The 19,782-nt window shown below is 42.4% G+C and carries 24 protein-coding genes; 23 read left to right on the top strand and 1 reads right to left on the bottom strand.

Features of this window, described 5'->3' with window-relative positions; genetic code table 11:
- The first annotated feature begins 3 nt into the window (after nt 1–3).
- The 23 genes from map to WKT00_RS06200 all read left to right on the top strand — a co-directional run bounded on the left by map (nt 4) and on the right by WKT00_RS06200 (nt 19,494).
- Nucleotides 4–795 (top strand): type I methionyl aminopeptidase, encoded by a 792-nt coding sequence (gene map, locus WKT00_RS06310; RefSeq protein WP_101694942.1) that lies wholly within the window; start codon nt 4–6, stop codon nt 793–795.
- A 9-nt stretch (nt 796–804) separates the two neighbouring features.
- The gene (locus WKT00_RS06305) at nt 805–1,035 is read left to right on the top strand and encodes a KOW domain-containing RNA-binding protein (RefSeq protein WP_101694941.1); all 231 of its coding nucleotides are present in this window, start codon (nt 805–807) and stop codon (nt 1,033–1,035) included.
- 3 nt (nt 1,036–1,038) lie between these two features.
- Complete coding sequence (gene infA, locus WKT00_RS06300) at nt 1,039–1,257, top strand: translation initiation factor IF-1 (RefSeq protein ID WP_004607275.1); 219 nt, start codon at nt 1,039–1,041, stop codon at nt 1,255–1,257.
- Between the two features lie 224 nt (nt 1,258–1,481).
- A complete protein-coding gene (gene rpmJ, locus WKT00_RS06295; RefSeq protein WP_003022746.1) occupies nt 1,482–1,595 on the top strand; it encodes a 50S ribosomal protein L36 in 114 nt (37 codons plus the stop codon).
- Nucleotides 1,596–1,913: 318 nt separating this feature from the next.
- Complete coding sequence (gene rpsM / locus WKT00_RS06290) at nt 1,914–2,282, top strand: 30S ribosomal protein S13 (protein ID WP_101694940.1); 369 nt, start codon at nt 1,914–1,916, stop codon at nt 2,280–2,282.
- A gap of 49 nt (nt 2,283–2,331) precedes the next feature.
- The gene (gene rpsK / locus WKT00_RS06285) at nt 2,332–2,727 is read left to right on the top strand and encodes a 30S ribosomal protein S11 (RefSeq protein WP_049729986.1); all 396 of its coding nucleotides are present in this window, start codon (nt 2,332–2,334) and stop codon (nt 2,725–2,727) included.
- A gap of 102 nt (nt 2,728–2,829) precedes the next feature.
- A complete protein-coding gene (gene rpsD / locus WKT00_RS06280; protein ID WP_101694939.1) occupies nt 2,830–3,423 on the top strand; it encodes a 30S ribosomal protein S4 in 594 nt (197 codons plus the stop codon).
- A gap of 30 nt (nt 3,424–3,453) precedes the next feature.
- Nucleotides 3,454–4,413, top strand: a complete 960-nt coding sequence (locus WKT00_RS06275; RefSeq protein ID WP_101694938.1) for a DNA-directed RNA polymerase subunit alpha — start codon at nt 3,454–3,456, stop codon at nt 4,411–4,413.
- A 112-nt stretch (nt 4,414–4,525) separates the two neighbouring features.
- Nucleotides 4,526–5,062, top strand: a complete 537-nt coding sequence (locus WKT00_RS06270; RefSeq protein WP_101694937.1) for a bL17 family ribosomal protein — start codon at nt 4,526–4,528, stop codon at nt 5,060–5,062.
- 586 nt (nt 5,063–5,648) lie between these two features.
- Nucleotides 5,649–5,915 (top strand): hypothetical protein, encoded by a 267-nt coding sequence (locus WKT00_RS06265; protein ID WP_242962648.1) that lies wholly within the window; start codon nt 5,649–5,651, stop codon nt 5,913–5,915.
- A 359-nt stretch (nt 5,916–6,274) separates the two neighbouring features.
- A complete protein-coding gene (locus WKT00_RS06260; RefSeq protein ID WP_173814594.1) occupies nt 6,275–7,867 on the top strand; it encodes a response regulator transcription factor in 1,593 nt (530 codons plus the stop codon).
- Nucleotides 7,864–9,573 (top strand): cache domain-containing sensor histidine kinase, encoded by a 1,710-nt coding sequence (locus tag WKT00_RS06255; RefSeq protein ID WP_101695319.1) that lies wholly within the window; start codon nt 7,864–7,866, stop codon nt 9,571–9,573. Before WKT00_RS06260 ends, WKT00_RS06255 begins: the two co-directional genes overlap by 4 nt.
- Nucleotides 9,563–10,573 (top strand): substrate-binding domain-containing protein, encoded by a 1,011-nt coding sequence (locus tag WKT00_RS06250; protein ID WP_101694935.1) that lies wholly within the window; start codon nt 9,563–9,565, stop codon nt 10,571–10,573. Before WKT00_RS06255 ends, WKT00_RS06250 begins: the two co-directional genes overlap by 11 nt.
- A gap of 97 nt (nt 10,574–10,670) precedes the next feature.
- On the top strand, nt 10,671–11,801 hold the full coding sequence (locus WKT00_RS06245; protein ID WP_101694934.1) for a galactose ABC transporter substrate-binding protein: 1,131 nt from the start codon (nt 10,671–10,673) through the stop codon (nt 11,799–11,801).
- A 92-nt stretch (nt 11,802–11,893) separates the two neighbouring features.
- Entirely contained in the window at nt 11,894–13,393 is a 1,500-nt protein-coding gene (locus tag WKT00_RS06240; RefSeq protein WP_101694933.1) for a sugar ABC transporter ATP-binding protein, read from the top strand.
- Between the two features lie 16 nt (nt 13,394–13,409).
- Entirely contained in the window at nt 13,410–14,480 is a 1,071-nt protein-coding gene (locus WKT00_RS06235) for a galactose/methyl galactoside ABC transporter permease MglC (RefSeq protein WP_101694932.1), read from the top strand.
- 36 nt (nt 14,481–14,516) lie between these two features.
- Nucleotides 14,517–14,822, top strand: coding sequence for a hypothetical protein (locus tag WKT00_RS06230; RefSeq protein WP_242962647.1), 306 nt, complete (start codon nt 14,517–14,519; stop codon nt 14,820–14,822).
- Between the two features lie 107 nt (nt 14,823–14,929).
- A complete protein-coding gene (locus WKT00_RS06225) occupies nt 14,930–15,835 on the top strand; it encodes a glycoside hydrolase family 25 protein (protein ID WP_340261971.1) in 906 nt (301 codons plus the stop codon).
- A 91-nt stretch (nt 15,836–15,926) separates the two neighbouring features.
- Nucleotides 15,927–17,030, top strand: a complete 1,104-nt coding sequence (locus WKT00_RS06220; RefSeq protein ID WP_101694930.1) for a DUF362 domain-containing protein — start codon at nt 15,927–15,929, stop codon at nt 17,028–17,030.
- Between the two features lie 34 nt (nt 17,031–17,064).
- Nucleotides 17,065–17,712 (top strand): endonuclease III domain-containing protein, encoded by a 648-nt coding sequence (locus WKT00_RS06215; RefSeq protein ID WP_340261967.1) that lies wholly within the window; start codon nt 17,065–17,067, stop codon nt 17,710–17,712.
- Between the two features lie 91 nt (nt 17,713–17,803).
- A complete protein-coding gene (locus WKT00_RS06210) occupies nt 17,804–18,361 on the top strand; it encodes a TlpA family protein disulfide reductase (protein ID WP_101694929.1) in 558 nt (185 codons plus the stop codon).
- A gap of 64 nt (nt 18,362–18,425) precedes the next feature.
- Entirely contained in the window at nt 18,426–18,581 is a 156-nt protein-coding gene (locus WKT00_RS06205; protein ID WP_173814590.1) for a CD1871A family CXXC motif-containing protein, read from the top strand.
- A 4-nt stretch (nt 18,582–18,585) separates the two neighbouring features.
- Entirely contained in the window at nt 18,586–19,494 is a 909-nt protein-coding gene (locus tag WKT00_RS06200) for a 4Fe-4S binding protein (protein WP_101694928.1), read from the top strand.
- Here WKT00_RS06200 and WKT00_RS06195 read toward each other — a convergent pair.
- Entirely contained in the window at nt 19,454–19,699 is a 246-nt protein-coding gene (locus WKT00_RS06195; protein WP_101694927.1) for a hypothetical protein, read from the bottom strand. The genes WKT00_RS06200 and WKT00_RS06195 overlap by 41 nt on opposite strands.
- Between the last annotated feature and the right edge of the window lie 83 nt (nt 19,700–19,782).

Raw genomic sequence — 19,782 nt, 5'->3', positions numbered from 1 at the left:
AACATGCCAATTACGATAAAATCGACCCGAGAAATTGAATTGATGAAAGAAGCTGGACGCATCCTGGAGATTGTTCATAACGAACTGGAAAAGGAGCTGCGTCCGGGAATGACAACCAAAGACATAGACCGCCTGGGAGAAGAAATAATCCGCAGTTATGGATGTATCCCATCCTTTCTTGGATATAACGGTTATCCGGGATCCATTTGCGTATCCATCAATGACGAGGTCGTACATGGAATTCCAAGTGAACATCGTTTTATCAGAGAAGGAGATATCGTGAGTCTGGATGCAGGCGTCATCTATCGGGGATACCATTCCGATGCGGCAAGAACACATGCTGTCGGAAGGATCAGTAAAGAAGCACAGGAATTGATTCGGGTAACGAGAGAATGTTTCTTTGAAGGGATCAAATACGCGAAAGCAGGCAATCACTTATTTGACATATCTTCTGCAATTGGAAGATATGCAAGTGAGCGTGGATACGGAGTTGTACGTGATTTGTGCGGCCATGGGATCGGAACGGCGCTTCACGAAGCACCGGAGATTCCAAATTATGAGATGAAGCGAAAAGGGGTTCTTCTGAAGGCCGGAATGACATTGGCCATTGAGCCGATGATCAATATCGGCGGATGGGAAGTTGACTGGCTTGAGGATGACTGGACTGTTGTTACCAGAGATCATTCACTGTCAGCGCATTATGAAAATACCGTGCTGATTACGGATGAAGGACCAAAGCTTCTAACCTTGACTACGCAGACTGCGAAAGATCAAGAGTCAGAACAGGCAGAGTAGGAGCGGCATATGGAAATGAAGAAAGGGATGCTTGCGGTGTCTAAAGCAGGACATGATGCAGGCGAAAGATATGTGATTGCTGCCGTAGATAACAACTACGTTTATCTGGTGGACGGGAGAATCCGGACGTTGGATAAGCCGAAGAAAAAGAAGAAAAAACACATTCAGATTATCGGGAGAACCTATGATCTGGAAGGCGCGACAGATGTAAAAATCAAACGGATATTAAAGGAGGATTAATCTATGTCAAAGGCTGACGTAATTGAAATTGAAGGAACTGTTGTTGAGAAGCTGCCAAATGCTATGTTTCAGGTAGAGCTGGAGAATGGACATCAGGTGCTGGCACACATCAGCGGGAAGCTTCGTATGAACTTCATTAAGATTTTACCGGGAGATAAGGTAACATTAGAATTATCTCCATATGACCTGTCAAAAGGAAGAATTATCTGGAGAGATAAATAAGAGGATCAAGAGAGGGCACTAGCGTTTGGAAAGAAAACGAGAAGTGCCCTTTTTTTTATAAAAAATTTGTTGACTTTCTTATATATAAAGTGCTATACTATATGAGCACGTTTCTAAGAGTTAGTCTGCCCTTTGGTCTTAGAGTTGCACAAAGATCGAAGGAAAGGTGTAGGAAATCGTGCAGACACAAAAGGCAGAGCAATGGATGAAAGGAGGATCCCCTAATGAAGGTTAGATCATCAGTAAAACCAATTTGCGAAAAATGCAAAGTAATTAAGAGAAAAGGAAGCATTCGCATTATTTGTGAAAACCCTAAGCACAAACAGAGACAGGGTTAATCACTGGGCGAAAAGAAGCTTAACGAGGCGGCTGACAGTGGACACGCCTGGAGGTGTGTAGACTGTTTTAGATATACAAGGAGCACCTGTAGCCGGTGAAAATCCTTCGTATATTGCTTCTAATGCCGGTCCGTCCTTACCGTCGGATAAGCGTGTGGTTTTGAAAAATCACCGATTAGAAAGAGGACCGGAAAGGGTGTGGATACCGAAACGCACCTGGGATTTAAAGATCCCCTATTAAAGACGATGTGCGCAAGCTGAAAAAGTGTTGTTTTTCAGCGAAACAAGAAAAAACAAGGAAAATGGAGGAAAATTCACATGGCACGTATTGCAGGTGTAGATTTACCAAGAGACAAACGAGTAGAGATCGGGCTTACTTACATCTACGGAATCGGTAGAGCAAGTGCAACCCGTATTCTGACAGAGGCAGGAGTAAATCCTGACATTCGCTGCAGAGATCTGACAGACGAAGACGTTAAGAAGATCAGCGCAGTTATCGACGAAACACAGGTAGTAGAAGGTGACTTGAGAAGAGAGATCGCTCTTAACATTAAGAGACTTCAGGAAATCGGATGCTACAGAGGAATCCGTCACAGAAAAGGACTTCCGGTTCGTGGTCAGAAGACAAAGACCAACGCAAGAACAAGAAAAGGTCCTAAGAGAACAGTAGCAAACAAGAAGAAATAGGCAGACATTAAATATCAAAGAAAAAAAGAAAGAGTAGGTTAGTTTTATTATGGCAAAGAAAGTTACAAAAAAAGTGACAAAAAAACGTGTCAAGAAAAACGTTGAACACGGACAGGCTCACATCCAGTCATCTTTTAATAACACAATCGTTACATTAACAGATGCACAGGGAAATGCTCTGTCATGGGCAAGTGCAGGCGGTCTTGGATTTAGAGGTTCAAGGAAATCTACCCCTTATGCAGCACAGATGGCAGCTGAGACAGCAGCTAAGGCAGCATTAGTACATGGCTTAAAATCAGTTGACGTTATGGTTAAGGGACCAGGTTCAGGAAGAGAAGCAGCAATCCGTGCTCTTCAGGCATGTGGAATCGATGTAACAAGCATTAAGGACGTAACTCCGGTACCACACAACGGATGTCGTCCACCGAAACGCAGAAGAGTCTAGTTCTTATTTGAATACAGTAAAGAACAAAAGGATGAAGTCTTTTCGAGCCTAGTCTCGAAAAACTCCCTTAGAAATGAAAATAATCAGGAGGAAAACGAAAACATGGCAGTAAATAGAGTTCCGGTTCTTAAAAGATGTAGATCCCTCGGAATGGATCCAGTTTATTTGGGAATTGATAAAAAGTCTAACAGACAGTTAAAGAGATCTAACAGAAAGATGAGCGAGTATGGTCTTCAGTTACGTGAGAAACAGAAAGCAAAATTCATCTATGGCGTATTAGAAAAACCGTTCAGAAACTACTTTGAGAAAGCTCAGCGTATGAATGGTATGACAGGTGAGAACCTGATGAGAATCCTGGAGTCCAGACTGGACAACGTAGTATTCCGTCTGGGACTTGCAAGAACAAGACGTGAGGCTAGACAGATCGTTGACCACAAGCACGTACTTGTTAACGGAAAGCAGATCAACATTCCATCTTACCTGATCAAAGCAGGCGATGTAATCGAGATCAAGGAAAAACACAAAAGCTCTCCAAGATACAAAGGTATCGTAGAGGTTACAGGTGGACGTCTTGTTCCGGAGTGGTTAGAGGCTGACCTGGAGAACCTGAAAGGAACAGTAAAAGAACTTCCAAGACGTGAAGTAATCGATGTTCCTGTAGATGAGATGTTAATCGTCGAATTATATTCTAAATAATAACCCGTAACACCACAGGAGGTGGACTTAGTGTTTGATTTTAATAAACCCAATATTGAGATAACAGAGATTTCAGAAGATAAGAAGTATGGAAGATTTGTCGTAGAGCCGCTCGAAAGAGGATATGGTACTACATTAGGTAACTCTCTTAGAAGAATTATGCTTTCTTCCCTGCCTGGTGCTGCAATCAGCCAGGTGAAGATTGACGGAGTTCTTCATGAGTTCAGTTCAATTCCTGGTGTTAAGGAAGACGTGACTGAGATCATTATGAACTTAAAGTCACTGGCTATTAAGAATACATCTGAGACAGATGAGCCGAAGACTGCTTATATCGAGTTTGAAGGAGAAGGCGTTGTAACAGCAGCAGATATTCAGGTGGATCAGGATATTGAGATTATGAACCCTGAGACTGTTATCGCTACTTTAAATGGCGGTGCAGACAGCAAACTGTACATGGAACTTGTCATCACAAAGGGCAGAGGATATGTAAGCGCTGATAAGAATAAAAATGAGGAACTGCCGATCGCGGTAATTCCGATCGATTCCATCTATACTCCGGTAGAGCGTGTAAATCTTACTGTAGAGAATACTCGTGTGGGTCAGATTACAGACTTTGACAAATTAACTTTAGATGTATACACCAATGGCACACTGCTTCCTGATGAAGCAGTCAGCCTGGCAGCAAAAGTATTAAGCGAGCATCTGAAACTCTTTATCGATCTGTCTGAAGTTGCACAGGCAGCAGAAGTTATGATTGAAAAAGAAGATGATGAGAAAGAAAAAGTTCTTGAGATGAGCATTGATGAATTGGAATTATCCGTTCGTTCTTACAACTGTCTCAAGAGAGCAGGCATTAATACTGTAGAAGAGCTGACAAACAGAACACCGGAAGATATGATGAAAGTACGAAATCTGGGACGTAAATCTCTGGAAGAAGTACTTGCAAAACTCGATGAGTTGGGACTTGGTCTCAGCAGAGGAGAAGAGTAAGAGTAACTTCCTTAAAATGTATCCGCTGATAAGCCCGAAGTGCGCAGTGGAGGCATTTGGCTAGTAAGCCCGAAGAAGCATAACCAAGTGTGAAAAGTGGAGGATAAAAGAAATGGCAAAGTATAGAAAGCTCGGCAGAACATCAAGCCAGAGAAAAGCATTATTAAGAAACCAGGTAACAGCACTTCTGAACAACGGAAAGATCGTTACCACAGAAGCTAAGGCAAAAGAGATCCGCAAGATCGCTGAAGGCCTGATCGCTATGGCAGTAAAAGAAAAAGACAACTTTGAAGAGGTTACTGTAAAGGCTAAAGTTGCCCGCAAGGACAAAGATGGCAAGAGAGTAAAAGAAGTTGTAGATGGTAAAAAAGTTACTGTATACGATGAAGTTGAAAAGACAATTAAGAAAGATATGCCAAGCAGATTGCACGCTCGTCGTGAGATGCTGAAGGTTCTCTATCCTGTAAAGGAAGTTCCAGCAGCACAGGCTGGTAAGAAAAAAGGTACAAAACAGGTAGATCTGGTTGCAAAATTATTCGATGAGATCGCACCGAAGTACGAGAACCGCAACGGTGGTTACACAAGAATCGTTAAGATTGGCCAGCGTAAAGGTGATGCAGCTATGGAGGTTCTGATCGAGCTGGTATAAGCTGGAACAGATTCTGATAATAGAAGCGTAAAATAGAAGGAGTTGATACAAGATCCTAAGGGGTGTCGTATCAACTCTTTTTTTGTGGAGAGTGTTATAAAATGTTATTGCAAACTGTCCACGAACAGAAACTCTTTTAAAATGTTGAATTTGACAATTCAAAGGTCTTTTGCTAAAATAAAGATGTAAATAAGGCACTACTGATAGTTGGTTAGTCCCAATTATTTAATTACTAAAAAAGTAACCGTCATCCTTGGGCGAGGGGCGGTTACTTTTTTGATTGATTTATATATGCAATCAGAATCGTTACAACGATACTGAGTATCATTAGTACGATGGAGAGCAACTCAAAATCACTCATAAGTCAAGCCCTCCTTTCCCAGATTTCCTGTAAGCAGGATTTCTATGTAATCAGAGGGTTCAGTCCCCCTGTTGAAGGACTAACCGCCTACCATTCTCATGTAGTGCCTTGATTTATTCTATCAAAGGGAGTGCTTGATGACAGCATTATCATAAAATAATGCAGGAAACATAATTCAATTTTGTTTGAGAGGAAAAGAATTGAAAAAGAATCGAAATGTGCAATATGCAATATGTTACTGATAAAAGAGTAGAGTGGATATATGCTGTAAGACAAGAAGCGTCTGGTTTTTTAGCACTTCTTTATGCAGTTAAGGCAAATACAGAAATTCCTGAAGAAATAAAGGAAATAGGGTATTCTCATATGCTGTTAGATACACTTCCATTTTTGGAAAGTGTAATACATATCTATAAAAAATTTGGTCTTTATGAGATTGAAAGTTACAACGATAGTCCTATGGATACCTCTATTTATATGAGACTTGATTTATAAATTAATATGCATATACAGCGAAAACCCGCTAACCTTTCGGCTAACGGGTTTCGTTGTTTTATAGTTATCTAAAGGAATGAGAGTAAAGTGCGGCATCTGGAAAACCAGATGCGTTACTTTTATGAGGGGGGAGATAGTTGATGTGTTCTTCAACTATCTGTCTTAAAGTATACATGGGAAATGTGTCTAAAGTATGTTAATTTCCTTAAAGAAAACTGAAATTTCTTAAGGGTTCCTTAAGGGAAAGATATTCCAGTATACGAAAGTGATTGCCACTACTGAAAGGAGTGGGTATAATAAGAACAGAACTGTAGATGGTATCAGTTTACAGAGGATACAGGAAGTAAAGGGGAAATAGAATGTATACAGTTGTTGTTGCGGATGATGAAGAGGAAATCCGCAGAGGAATTATTAAGAAAGTAAGATGGGAAGAGCTGGGATTTCGGGTAGTAGGTGATGCGGAAAATGGTGTGGAAGCGTTGGAGTTGGTTGAAAAGCTTGAGCCTGATCTATTGCTTACGGATATTCGGATGCCGTTTATGTCAGGAATTGAGCTTGCGCGTCAGGTAAGAGAGATTCGGCCGACGGTGCAGATTGCATTTTTAAGTGGGTTTGATGATTTCTCCTATGCGCAGCAGGCGATTCAGTATAATATTATCAGCTATATGTTGAAGCCGATTTCATCACAGGAATTAGAAGAAGAACTGAAGAATATCAAAGAGATCATTGACCGGAAGTTTGAAGAATTCGCGTCGAAGGAATCCGTTCAGGATCGTCTGGACAAGTCAGAATTCATGCTTCCGCTTCTTTTAGAAGGATATCAGGGGAAAGTTACAGAAGAAGTGAAAGAAGAACTGCGGCGGAATGCATTAAGCTGCGGGCTTCTAGGAAGCAGTGATCCGGAAGTGTATCGATATGTGGTCATGGTGACCAGTATTTCAGATCAGGGAAAGGATCATACGACACGTGCAAGTGTTCAGGCAATCGACATGATTTTGAAAAAATATGTTCGTTCTGTCAGCTGCTATATGCCAGGAAGAGTGGTATCGATTTTGTCTGCAACAGAAGGCGGGTTTCAGAAGTATCTCCATATTATTGTAGACGAGATTGTACAGAGCGTAGCCAGAATTATAAAGATGCAAGGAACTGTGGGAGTCAGCAGAAGTACAGATTGTCTGGCAGAATGCAGAGAATGTTATCTGGAGGCAATGGATGCATTAAGCTATTCAAGGCAGAGAGAAAGCAACGTGCATTTTATTGCGGATGAGGAAAGAGGAGGCTACGTCAGTCAGGATATTACGGAAAATACCATCAGTCAGATGGAAGAGCTGCTTCGAGGCGGAAGTACGGAAGAAATCAGAGGATTTTTGCAGGATTTTACCGTTAAAATAGCGTCCGGGGAAATTGCTCCGGCAGTGGCCGATTTTCTGTTGACGCAGATGACAGCGGCAACTTATAAGGTGCTTTATACAGTTGCTGGAGAGGGGGCAGTGGAACATCTGCAGGAGAATTTCCAATTGACAAGCCATAATCTGGTGGAACAGATCATGGACTCTTATGAAAAATATATTTCGTTGTGTATTGGCGCAAAAGAGCTGATTTCCGAACAGAGAAAGAAGAGTGGGGAAGTACTCTGTGAACGGGCATTGAAATTAATTGAGACGCATTATTCAGATCCGGAACTGTCAATTGTCAGTGTCAGTGCAGAGATTGCGGTCAGCCCCAATTATTTGAGCGCTTTGATTAAGAAGACTACAGGACATACCTTTGTGGAAATCTTGACGGCGCGCCGAATTGAAAAGGCAACGGAACTGTTAACGTGCACTGCGAAGAAAATTCGAGAGATCACAGAAGAATGCGGCTATCGAGATCAGCATTATTTCAGCTATTGTTTTAAGAAGGCAACAGGGATGTCTCCGAACCAATGCAGGAAGGAAAAGGGAATGGCATGATAAAAAAGGCTGAAAAAGAAAAAAGGGGCTTGTCCTTATCGTTGATTTTTACCTTGCTGGTGGCGGCTATAGTGCTTCTGACTTCTATTATTACTATTTTGGTATTCACGCAGATTTACAGAAAAGGCGTAGAGCGAAATGCGGTAACCAGCAGCGAGCAATCGGTGGTACAGGTACAAAATATGGTAGAATCCTACACACGAGATATGGAAGAAGTGTTGGGAACGATTCGTACCAGTTTCCAGCTTCAGGGTACCAATCCGGGTGAGTTTATTCAGGATTTGGTAGAGATCCGGGAAGATGTTGTGGCGGTTACTACTTATAATGAAGAGGGAGAACTGATGGAGTGCTGGTCCAGTGGGGAAACCATGAAACCGAACTGTTATCAGAATTTATCGGATGTTAAAGTCCCGGATGACGGAAGGATGCATATCAGTAAACCACATGTGGCAACCCTGTTTAAACAATATTACCCTTGGGTAGTTACCATTTCTCAGATTATTCAGGATGCGGATGATCAGAAGATTAAGGTGGCAATGGATATTCGATTTTCCAATATTGCGAATTATGTGGACGATGTAGGAATTGGCGCTCATGGATATTGTTATATTGAAGATACCGACGGCAATATTGTCTATCATCCACAGCAGCAGCTGATCTATTCCGGATTGAAGAAGGAGAACGCCAGAGGCGAAGATGGAGTCGAATATGGGGAAGAAGCAATTTATACAACCCGGACACTGTCAGAAAGTAAGTGGCGCATTGTAGGCGTTTGTTACGTAGATGAGATGGTGACCAATAAGGTAGAAGATATGGTGCTGCTGTTGATTCTGATTTTGATTATTGTATTGATTGGTACGCTGTTTGTTGGAATTTTGATTTCCAATATTTTTGCAAAACCGGTAAAAAAGCTGACGCAGGCAATGCGGTCATTCGAGAAGAATGCAGAAAATTATACGTATCAGCAAGTAGGCGGAACAGAAGAAATTGTGGAATTATCCAGATCTTTTGAACATATGGTCGTTCGGATTCAGAAGTTGATGGAAAAAGTAAGGCGGGAAGAGATTACACTTAGAAAGACAGAGTTAAAAGCGCTGCAGGCACAGATCAATCCGCACTTTCTATATAATACATTGGATGCGATTGCATGGCTGTGTGAAGATGGCAGAAGTCAGGATGCAGAAGACATGGTAACGTCACTTGCAAAGCTTTTCCGAATCAGTATCAGTAAAGGGCATGAATTGATTACGATAGAAAAAGAGATTCAGCATGCAGAGAGTTATTTGAGAATTCAAAAATTCAGGTATAAGAATCAGTTTACCTATCATTTTGATGTGGATGAAGAATGTTTAGGCTACCTTTGTAATAAGATTACACTTCAGCCGATTATAGAAAATGCAATTTATCACGGAATTAACCGTATGGTAGATGAAGGAGAGATTCTAATTGAAGTGCATCAGGATCAGGACGACATTATTCTGGCAGTAGAAGACAACGGTGTGGGAATGACAGAAGAACAGTGTCAGGAAATTATGAAAAAAGAGCGGGGAGACCGAACCGGTATCGGAATCAAAAACGTAAATGACAGAATTAAAATATACTTTGGAGAAGAATATGGTCTTTCTATTACCAGTGAACTGGACGAGGGAACCCGCGTGACCATTCGGATGCCGAAAGTAACAGAGAGGGAAAGCGATGGCAAATAGAAGAAAATATAAGCTGGTAAGCGTTGGTCTTGTGCTTGCGCTTTGTGTAGGGCTGTTAGCAGGCTGTGGAGGAATGGGCTTCCTAAAAAAGGGGAAGGCATTGGAGTCAGATCGTAAAAAAAAGGTTGTCTTGATTGCTAAATCAACGGAATCAGAGTTCTGGAAGTCTGTATTTTCAGGAGCAAATGCAGCTAGTACAGAATATAATATGGATTTGATGACGATAGGACCTAAGAATGAAGAGGACTATCAGACCCAGAATGATATGATTGAAGAGGCTGTGGCAGATGGGGCAGATGCTATTATTTTTTCAGCGATTGATTATGAAGAAAATGCAGATGCCATTAATGCAGCGGCTCAAAAAGGCGTGAAGATCATCGTGATTGACAGCGATGTCAATAGCAACCGGGTGGAGTGCAGAATCGGAACCGACAATTATGAGGCGGGGCAGATGGCGGGCGAGGCAGCTTTGGCTGGAGAGGAAGACAAGATTTATGTCGGAGTTGTTAATTTTGACAAAGTGTCTGAAAATGGACAGACCAGAGAACAGGGGATGACGGACACTTTGAAAAAAGATGAGCGTGCAACTATTGTGGAATCTGTGAATGCGAGGTCTACGATTGACTCGGCAAAATCCGCTACGCTTCGGATGTTAGAAGAGCATCCGGAGATTAATGTATTAGTAACATTTAATGAGTGGACGAGCCTAGGAGTAGGATACGCGATTCAGGAGTTAAAGGCGGGAGACAGGATTCGGGTTGTGGCATTTGACAGCAATGTGATTTCGGTAGATATGCTGGAAAGCGGGGAAGTCGATGCGCTGATCGTTCAGAATCCTTACGCCATGGGATATATAGGAGTAGAAAGCGCTTACAAAGTTTTGAATGGATATGCGATCACGGAGAAGGAGATCGATACCGAGACACAGCTTGTGGTGAAGGAGAACATGTACAGCGAAGCATGCCAACGTATGTTATTTACATTTGAAGAAACCAGGTAGAGTATTATTTTGAACATTTTTCTGAGATTATCCTATGGGTTTGGACAGGCTCTGATGCTATACTAAGTGTAAATCAAATGTCAAAAGGAGGTACATTATGAAAAAGAAAATTATTGCAGTGTTACTTTGCGTAGCAATGGTAGCAGCAATGGCTGTCGGATGCGGAGGAAAGGAAGACAGCAAAGGCGGATCTGGAGATAAGAAGGAATCAGATCTGAACGTAGGTGTATTCTACTACACATACTCTGATACTTACATTTCATCTGTTCGTACAGCTCTTGATAAGAAGCTTGACGAGATGGGTGTTAAATATCAGGATTACGATGGAAACAGCAACCAGACAACACAGAACGAGCAGATTGATACAGCAATCCAGACAGGTGCTAACCTGCTGATCGTTAACATTGTTACTTCTGGTTCTAACGATGCTTCTACACAGATCATCGACAAAGCAAAAGCAGCAGATATCCCAGTTATCTTCTTCAACCGTGCAGTTGAGGATTCTGAAGGAGAAGAAGGTGTAGTTCTGAATACATATGACAAATGTGCATTCGTAGGAACAGACGCTCCGGAAGCTGGACATATGCAGGGCGAAATGATCGGTGACTACGTTGTAGAGAACTACGACAAAGTTGACCTGAACGGAGACGGAAAGATCTCTTACGCTATGTTCATGGGACAGTTAGGAAACGTTGAAGCTATCTACCGTACACAGTATGCAGTAGAAGATGCTGATAAGAAGTTGGAAGAAGCTGGAAAGCCAGCATTAGAGTTCTTCGATTCAGCTAACACAGATAAGTACCAGGTTGACCAGGATGGTAACTGGAGTGCTACAGCAGCTAACAACTACATGACAACAAACCTTTCTCAGTACAACGAAGGAAACAACAACATGATCGAGCTGATCATCTGTAACAACGACGGAATGGCTGAGGGAGCAGTTGCAGCTCTGAATGACAAGGGTTACAACACTGGAGATCCAGAGAAGACAATCCCTGTATTTGGTGTAGACGCTACAGATTCTGCTAAGAAACTGATCGCTGATGGCAAAATGGTTGGAACAATCAAGCAGGATGCAGAAGGTATGGCAGAATGTATCGCACTTCTTTCCCAGAACGTAGGTGATGGAAAAGACTTATTAGACGGAACAGACGATTACAACAAGTCTGAAAAAGTTGAGAAGAAGATCTACATTCCATACGGAATCTACACAGGTGAAGAAAAATAATAAAAAACTTGTAAAATGTTAATAAAGAAGGGCAGTCGCCAGAAGATTGGGGACTGCTTTTCTTTGGAAGTAAGATGAATGGAGGAATGGTCATGGGACAGGAAGTTCTTTTACAGATGAGTAATATCAGTAAAGAATTCCCAGGAGTAAAGGCTTTAGATAATGTTTCTCTGACTGTAAAGAGAGGAACCGTACACGCACTTATGGGCGAGAACGGTGCCGGTAAATCCACATTGATGAAGTGCCTGTTTGGGATGTATAACAAAGATGGCGGAACGATTAAATTAGAAGGAAAAGAAGTAAACTTCAAGAATTCTAAAGAAGCGCTGGAGAACGGTGTGGCAATGGTGCACCAGGAACTGAACCAGGCATTAAAGCGTAACGTTATGGATAATATCTGGCTTGGACGTTATCCAAAAGTTGGCGGGGTCATGGTAAACGAAAGAAAGATCTATCAAGATACTCTTGACGTGTTTAAAGAACTGGAAATTGATGTAGATCCAAAACGTGTAATGAGCACAATGCCAGTGTCACAGAGACAGATGGTAGAGATTGCAAAAGCAGTTTCATTTAATTCAAAAATTATTGTATTTGACGAACCTACTTCCTCACTGACAGAAGAAGAAGTAGAACATTTATTTAGAATCATTAATATGCTAAGAGACCGTGGATGCGGTATTATCTATATATCACATAAGATGGCAGAGATCAAACGTATTTCTGATGAGATTACAATCATGCGTGACGGTACTTGGGTTGCAACAGAACCAGCAGATGATTTGTCTATGGATGATATCATTCGTCTGATGGTAGGACGTGAGCTGACGAATCAGTTCCCACCAAAAACCAATAAACCGGGAGAGGTTGCATTGGAAGTAGAGCATCTGACTGCTCAGTATTCTATGCTCAAAGATGTATCTTTCAATGTCAGAAAGGGCGAGATTGTCGGTATAGCAGGCCTTGACGGAAGCGGACGTACAGAAACGCTTGAGAATATTTTTGGAATCGCTACGAGAAAAGAAGGTGTCATCAAACTGGATGGCAAGGTCGTTAAGAATCGTAACGCTAGGGAGTCCATCAAGAATGGATTTGCCCTGTTGACAGAGGAAAGACGGGCAACGGGTATCTTTGGAATTTTGAGTATCCGTGAGAATACAGTTATTTCAAGCCTTAAAAAACATAAAAAAGCCGGACTTTACTTAAGCGAAAAGTCCATGAAGGCAGATACAAAATGGTCCATCGATGCGATGAGAACTAAAACACCTACGCAGGAAACAAAGATTCGTTCTCTGTCAGGTGGTAACCAGCAGAAGGTTATCCTTGGAAGATGGCTTTTGACTGAACCGGAAGTTCTGCTTCTGGATGAGCCTACCAGAGGTATCGACGTTGGTGCAAAGTATGAGATTTACCAGTTGATTCTTGATCTGGCAAACAAGGATAAAGTTGTTATGGTAGTATCATCTGAGATGCCTGAGCTCTTGGGAATCTGCGACAGAATTCTGGTTATGTCAGGAGGACGTTTGGCAGGTGAAGTAGATGCAAAGACAGCTACTCAGGAAGAAATTATGACCCTTGCGGCAAAATATGTATAGAGGAGGCCGGTTTTAAATGAAAACAGTTGAAAATTTAAAAAGACGTTACGCTGATTTCCAGGCATTAGACGCCAAAGATAAAAGAAATTATTGGAAAGAGTTCGCACTCAATAATGCACTGTATGTATTGATTATTATTGCGATTATTTATACGGCAGTACAGAATCCGAACTTTACTACACCAGCATCTATTGTAAATATTATTTCCCTTTCTGCGGCAAATATTCCGATCGCAGTAGGTATCGCTGGATGTATCGTACTTACAGGAACAGACCTTTCAGCAGGTCGTGTAGTTGGGCTTACAGCATGTATCGCAGCAGCTCTTTTGCAGGCAGCTGATTACCCGACAAAGATCTTCCCAGAACTTGGGGTAGTTCCGATTCCGTTGGTTATTTTAGTAGTAGTTGCAGTTGGTGCGGTTGTAGGTCTTGTAAACGGATTCTTCGTAGCACACTTTAAGTTACATCCATTTATCGTAACACTTGCTACACAGTTGATCGTATATGGAGTTCTGTTAATGTTCATTATGATTAATGGAAATAACGGACAGCCTTTATCAGGACTTGACCAGTCATTTAAGGATTTTGTAACAGGAAGTGTAATCAAGATCAGTGGAGTTCCGATTCCAAACTATGTATGGTACGCTTGCTTTATCGTAGCACTGATGTGGTTTATCTGGAATAAGACTGCATTCGGTAAGAACATGTTTGCAGTAGGTTCTAACCCAGAAGCAGCAAACGTATCTGGTGTTAACGTAGCAAAGACAATTATTTTAGTACATACACTTGCTGGTGCTATGTATGCAATCACAGGATTTATCGAGTCTGCACGTATTGGTTCTAACCAGGCAAATACTGGTCTGAACTACGAGTGTGATGCCATTGCAGCCTGCGTTATCGGTGGTGTATCTTTCGTAGGTGGTACTGGTAAAATCCGTGGAGTTGTAATGGGAGTATTTATCTTAAGAATTATCTTCGTAGCATTACAGTTCCTGGCAATTAACCAGAGCTTACAGTATGTTATTAAGGGTCTGATCATCCTCGTTGCTTGTGCGATCGATATGAGAAAGTACCTGGTTCGTAAATAATTAAGAGCCAAAACAAAACAGAAGGGAGAAGCGGATATGGAAGAACAGCAGAAGGAAGAGCTGGAAGAAACGGTTCGTACGGAAGAAGATGAAATGATGGAGCCGGAAGAACAGCCAACAGACAATAGCGCTTGGAAGAATAAAGCCAGACCGGCAATCTATGCAATGGCAGGATTTTACCTTGCCTACCTGTCCTATCAGATGTTCAAACAGATATCCGTTACGTCCGGAAGTGAACAGACGATGATGATTGTATTCTCAATCTTGTTTGCGGTAATCGGGGTTGGGGGAATCTTGTTCGGCTTAATGGCAGGATATAAGAATACAAAAGATCGTAAGTAGAAGAAAGACCTGTCTGCATCAGGAAAACTGATGTGGGCAGGTCTTTTTTATGTTATAATTGTGGAAAGAAATGAGAGGGAGATTAAAAAAGGATAAGGAGGCATCGAATGGTTAGAGGAAAATATGTGGCGGCTGTTGGTATCTTGACGGCAGCAGTTATGTTGCCAGGCTGTGAGGGAGGATCGGAAGAGAAGAAGGGACAGGAAAAGAAAGAAAAGCAGGAAGTTACAGAAGAAAGTACAGACAAGAGTAGTGAAAAGAAGCCAGAGATTCTTCATTTTGTCGATGTCTATGGGCAGCCTTATGAGGTGGAGATCCGACCGGAAATTGAAAAGCATACGTATAATTTGGATGGATTCTTACATGACGGCTATCAACTTTTCTATACGGGAGATGAGCGTTACACTTATCGGCTTGGTGTTGATGTTTCCGAGCATCAGGGAGAGATTGATTGGGAAAAGGTGAAAGCAGTTGGTTATGATTTCGCATTTATTCGGGTAGGATACCGGGGATATGGGGAGGCAGGGCGGCTTTGTACTGACGCTATGTTTCATCAGAATATTGTAGAGGCGCAGAGTGTGGGAATAGACGTTGGTGTGTATTTCTTTGCTCAGGCAGTCAATGAAGCAGAGGCGGAGGAAGAGGCGGATCTGGTGCTTCAGCAGTTGGCCGGGTATCAGCTTCAGCTTCCGGTGGTCTATGATCCGGAGAGTATTCTTGATGATGAGGCGCGAACAGACAATGTGTCCGGAGAACAATTTACGAAAAATACGGCAGTGTTCTGTCAGAAGATCAAGGAAGCAGATTATCAGCCGGCAATTTACAGCAATATGCTGTGGGAAGCGTATGAACTGGATTTGAAGGTGTTGGAAGAATACCCGATCTGGTATGCGGATTACGAGCTCAAACCTCAGACCCCTTATCGATTTGAATTTTGGCAGTATACCAATCAGGGTGCAGTGGATGGCATTGAGGGAGAGACGGATTTGAATATTCAGTTGATAAAACAATAATTGAGACTGCAGCAATAAAGCAATAGCCGAAATTGTGACAAATATGTTATGATAAAAAATATGGAAAAGGAATTACAGGAGGATAAGAATTATGGAGAAATCAAAAGTATATTATACAACAATGAAAGCATCGTTTCACGAGAATCTTCCACAGAAATTGAAACGTTTGATTAAGACGGCAGGAATCGGGGAGATTGATTTTGAAAATAAGTATGCGGCAATTAAGATGCATTTTGGAGAGCCGGGAAATCTGGCATTTCTGCGCCCGAACTATGCAGCGGTTGTAGTGGATATGGTGAAAGAGCTGGGGGGAAAACCATTTTTGACCGATTGTAATACGCTGTATGTAGGAGGACGTAAAAATGCGCTGGATCATCTGGAATCTGCATATAAGAATGGATTTTCACCATTTTCAACAGGATGTCATGTGATTATTGCAGACGGATTGAAAGGAACTGATGAAGAACTGGTGCCGATTGACGGGGAATATGTGAAAGAGGCCAAGATTGGACGTGCAGTTATGGATGCAGACGTATTCATTACATTGAATCATTTTAAGGGACATGAGTCAACGGGATTTGGCGGTGCTCTTAAGAATATCGGTATGGGATGCGGATCAAGAGCTGGAAAGATGGAGATGCACAGTGCAGGAAAGCCATTTGTAAATCAGGAAGATTGTATTGGATGTTATAATTGTGTGAAGATCTGTGCGCATGATGCGCCGGTGATTACTTCCGGGAAAGCGTCCATTGATCACGACAAATGTGTGGGCTGTGGAAGATGTATTGGTGTTTGTCCAAAAGATGCAGTCTGTGCGGCAAGTGATGAATCCAATGATATTTTGAATAAAAAGATTGCAGAGTACAGTCTTGCGGTTGTAAAGGATCGGCCGCATTTCCACATCAGTTTGGTAATTGATGTATCTCCGAATTGTGACTGTCATGCAGAAAATGATATTCCGATCGTTCCGGATGTGGGAATGTTTGCATCCTTTGACCCAGTGGCTTTAGACCGTGCATGTGCAGATGCAGTGAATCGTCAGCCAATTATTGCGGGAAGCCAGTTGGATCAGATGCCACATGTACACCATGATCACTTTATTGATTCTGCACCAACGACAGACTGGAAAGTATGCCTGGAGCATGCGGAAAAGATTGGCTTGGGAACTCAGGAATACGAATTGATTGAAATTTAAAAGAACTGGAAACCAAGTGGAAAGGAACAAGCAGATGGCGAGACAGACTAAGAAACAAAAGCTGGCGCTGCAAATTATTGAACGTCTGAAAAAAGAGTATCCAGATGCTGGCTGTACGCTGGATTATGATCAGGCTTGGAAGCTTTTGGTTAGTGTCCGGCTGGCAGCGCAATGTACCGATGCCAGAGTGAATGTAGTTGTAGAAAAATTGTATGAGAAGTATCCGGATGTAGCGTCTCTTGCGGCAGCAGCGCCGGAAGATATAGAGGCAATTGTGAAGCCTTGTGGGCTTGGAAGAAGCAAGGCGCGTGATATCAGCGCCTGCATGAAGATTCTGCAGGAAGAATATGACGGAAAGGTGCCGGATGATTTTCAGAAGCTTCTGGCACTCCCGGGGGTCGGAAGAAAGAGCGCTAACTTGATTATGGGAGACGTCTTCGGGCAGCCGGCAATTGTAACAGACACACATTGCATTCGTTTGGTGAACCGAATGGGCCTGGTGGACGGAATCAAGGATCCGAAGAAGGTAGAGATGGAGTTATGGAAATTAATTCCGCCGGAGGAAGGAAGCGATTTCTGCCATCGGTTGGTATATCATGGAAGGGATGTCTGCACGGCGAGAACCACACCTCATTGCGATCGGTGCTGCGTGGCAGATATCTGTAAGAAGGCAGGCGTTTAATCGGGGACGGAGTTTTTTGAAAAAGTACACGTCCCCAATGAAAATTACCCTGTCCCCAATGAATCCACAAAACGTGAACAGGAGATGAATAATGAGGAAAAGAAGAGCGATTATCGTAGGTCTAGGGTGTCTGGCGCTAGTATTTTCCACAACGGCGTGTGGAAAAGAAGCAGAAAACAGTGGACAGACTGTGGAAAACCAAGAGGAAACTGGCGATGAAAAGAAGGATGGATTCGGTGCATTTGAGTCGGAGACATTGGATGGTGAGAAGGTGACGGAAGAGATTTTCCAACAGGCAGATCTTACCATGGTAAATATCTGGGCAACATTTTGTGGTCCATGCATTCAGGAGATGCCGGATTTGGCTCAGTTAAGCGAGGAGTATCAGGATAAAGGAGTTCAGATTATAGGGCTGATTGGTGATGTGGGAGAGGCAGGAAATGAGACGGCTGCTGTGATTATCGAAGAGACGGGAGCTGATTATACGCACATCGTTGCGTCACCGGGACTCCAGCTTGGAATTTTGAACCGGATTAGTGCCTATCCAACGACTGTGTTTGTAAATAAAGAAGGAGAATTTGTAGACAAGGCGTATGCCGGGGCAAGAGATAAAGCAGCCTGGGCAGAGATTATTGATCAGCTGCTGTAAAAGCTGTTATGGAGTTATTATAGAACTATTACAGAGCTGTTATAAAGAAAGAGGAGAACCGGTTATGAGAACAGGAAAGGAAAGACAAACCGGATGGATTCGCACAGGGCTGCTGGGAGTGGCAGCTCTGTGCATTGTTATTGGTGCCGTTCGTGGAGAAGCGCAGGAAGTGCTTGTGAAGGCGGTTAATATCTGTCTGGAATGTATTGGAATAGGATAAAACGATGAAGAAGCTGATGAGAAATATAAAGGAACATGCAAGAATCTGGGTGCAGATTGTATTTGCGGCAGTCTCCAATGGATATCTCTATGGATATATGACAGGGCAAATTTACCGAGGACCATTAAAAGCGGCATGTATGCCGGGGCTGAATTGTTATTCTTGTCCGGGTGCTCTTGGCTCTTGTCCAATTGGGTCTTTGCAGGCGGTATTGGGAAGTCGTAATTACCGGTTTTCTTTTTATGTGCTTGGTTTTTTGATGCTGTTTGGTTCCTTGTTTGGACGTTTGATCTGCGGATGGCTGTGTCCGTTTGGATTGGTGCAGGATTTGCTGTATAAGATTCCATTTTTTAAGAAGAGAAAGAATTTACCGGGGCACAAAGTTTTGGTGTGGGTCAAATATGTGATTTTAGTTGTGTTTGTGATTCTGCTTCCGCTCCTGGTAGTGGATTTTATCGGCCAGGGAAGTCCCTGGTTTTGCAAATATATTTGCCCAAGTGGAACACTTGGGGCAGGAATTCCGTTATTGGCTATGAATGAATCGCTTCGTGATGCGGCCGGAGCTTTGTTTTTATGGAAATCGGGGATTCTACTCGTACTTCTGCTGCTTTGCTTGATGGTATATCGGCCGTTCTGCAAATATATTTGCCCGTTAGGCGCTGTTTACAGCCTGTTTAATCCTGTGGCTGTTTATCGATATCAGGTAGATGAAGAACATTGCACGAAGTGTGGGAAATGTCAGAGAGTATGTAAGATGGACATTAAAGTGTGGGAACAGCCGAACCACAGGGAATGTATCCGCTGTGGCGACTGTATCAAAAATTGCCCGGAACACGCAATTATGCGTGTTGGAAAAACATCTGGTAAGAAGACTAATTCGACTGATTCATCAGCGTCTTCAGATATTCCATAAGTTCCATGTCATCGGCAGTCAGCTTTAAGTTAGAGCAGTAATTTTCGCCGTTAGGTGTTGTGACATTCCATTCGATAATGGTTCCTTCTTTGAGGGCATTCTGCGAGACTGCTTTTAGAAATAGTGGGAATTTTGGATGATTTGCGCGAAAGCGATCTACACATTCTTTGACTTTCTGCAGCATTGCAAGTTGATTAAAATTCATAATAGTTCACTCCTTCTTCGGATTAAATGCTTTCTATGAAAGATTATAACCGGGGAAGAAAGAAGCGTCAAATATCATTTTCA

The sequence above is a fragment of the Dorea sp. ICN-14282 genome (genome assembly GCF_037890115.1).
Lineage (GTDB): Bacteria > Bacillota > Clostridia > Lachnospirales > Lachnospiraceae > Dorea_B > Dorea_B phocaeensis.
This window is presented reverse-complemented; position numbering and strand designations above follow the sequence as displayed.

Excerpts from the sequence above, each read along its gene's own strand:
- map (WP_101694942.1), top strand. The coding sequence starts at position 4 with ATGCCAATTACGATAAAATCGACCCGAGAAATTGAATTGATGAAAGAA.
- WKT00_RS06305 (WP_101694941.1), top strand. The coding sequence starts at position 805 with ATGGAAATGAAGAAAGGGATGCTTGCGGTGTCTAAAGCAGGACATGAT.
- infA (WP_004607275.1), top strand. The coding sequence starts at position 1,039 with ATGTCAAAGGCTGACGTAATTGAAATTGAAGGAACTGTTGTTGAGAAG.
- rpmJ (WP_003022746.1), top strand. The coding sequence starts at position 1,482 with ATGAAGGTTAGATCATCAGTAAAACCAATTTGCGAAAAATGCAAAGTA.
- rpsM (WP_101694940.1), top strand. The coding sequence starts at position 1,914 with ATGGCACGTATTGCAGGTGTAGATTTACCAAGAGACAAACGAGTAGAG.
- rpsK (WP_049729986.1), top strand. The coding sequence starts at position 2,332 with ATGGCAAAGAAAGTTACAAAAAAAGTGACAAAAAAACGTGTCAAGAAA.
- rpsD (WP_101694939.1), top strand. The coding sequence starts at position 2,830 with ATGGCAGTAAATAGAGTTCCGGTTCTTAAAAGATGTAGATCCCTCGGA.
- WKT00_RS06270 (WP_101694937.1), top strand. The coding sequence starts at position 4,526 with ATGGCAAAGTATAGAAAGCTCGGCAGAACATCAAGCCAGAGAAAAGCA.
- WKT00_RS06265 (WP_242962648.1), top strand. The coding sequence starts at position 5,649 with ATGCAATATGTTACTGATAAAAGAGTAGAGTGGATATATGCTGTAAGA.
- WKT00_RS06260 (WP_173814594.1), top strand. The coding sequence starts at position 6,275 with ATGTATACAGTTGTTGTTGCGGATGATGAAGAGGAAATCCGCAGAGGA.
- WKT00_RS06255 (WP_101695319.1), top strand. The coding sequence starts at position 7,864 with ATGATAAAAAAGGCTGAAAAAGAAAAAAGGGGCTTGTCCTTATCGTTG.
- WKT00_RS06250 (WP_101694935.1), top strand. The coding sequence starts at position 9,563 with ATGGCAAATAGAAGAAAATATAAGCTGGTAAGCGTTGGTCTTGTGCTT.
- WKT00_RS06245 (WP_101694934.1), top strand. The coding sequence starts at position 10,671 with ATGAAAAAGAAAATTATTGCAGTGTTACTTTGCGTAGCAATGGTAGCA.
- WKT00_RS06240 (WP_101694933.1), top strand. The coding sequence starts at position 11,894 with ATGGGACAGGAAGTTCTTTTACAGATGAGTAATATCAGTAAAGAATTC.
- WKT00_RS06235 (WP_101694932.1), top strand. The coding sequence starts at position 13,410 with ATGAAAACAGTTGAAAATTTAAAAAGACGTTACGCTGATTTCCAGGCA.
- WKT00_RS06230 (WP_242962647.1), top strand. The coding sequence starts at position 14,517 with ATGGAAGAACAGCAGAAGGAAGAGCTGGAAGAAACGGTTCGTACGGAA.
- WKT00_RS06225 (WP_340261971.1), top strand. The coding sequence starts at position 14,930 with ATGGTTAGAGGAAAATATGTGGCGGCTGTTGGTATCTTGACGGCAGCA.
- WKT00_RS06220 (WP_101694930.1), top strand. The coding sequence starts at position 15,927 with ATGGAGAAATCAAAAGTATATTATACAACAATGAAAGCATCGTTTCAC.
- WKT00_RS06215 (WP_340261967.1), top strand. The coding sequence starts at position 17,065 with ATGGCGAGACAGACTAAGAAACAAAAGCTGGCGCTGCAAATTATTGAA.
- WKT00_RS06210 (WP_101694929.1), top strand. The coding sequence starts at position 17,804 with ATGAGGAAAAGAAGAGCGATTATCGTAGGTCTAGGGTGTCTGGCGCTA.
- WKT00_RS06205 (WP_173814590.1), top strand. The coding sequence starts at position 18,426 with ATGAGAACAGGAAAGGAAAGACAAACCGGATGGATTCGCACAGGGCTG.
- WKT00_RS06200 (WP_101694928.1), top strand. The coding sequence starts at position 18,586 with ATGAAGAAGCTGATGAGAAATATAAAGGAACATGCAAGAATCTGGGTG.
- WKT00_RS06195 (WP_101694927.1), bottom strand. The coding sequence starts at position 19,699 with ATGAATTTTAATCAACTTGCAATGCTGCAGAAAGTCAAAGAATGTGTA.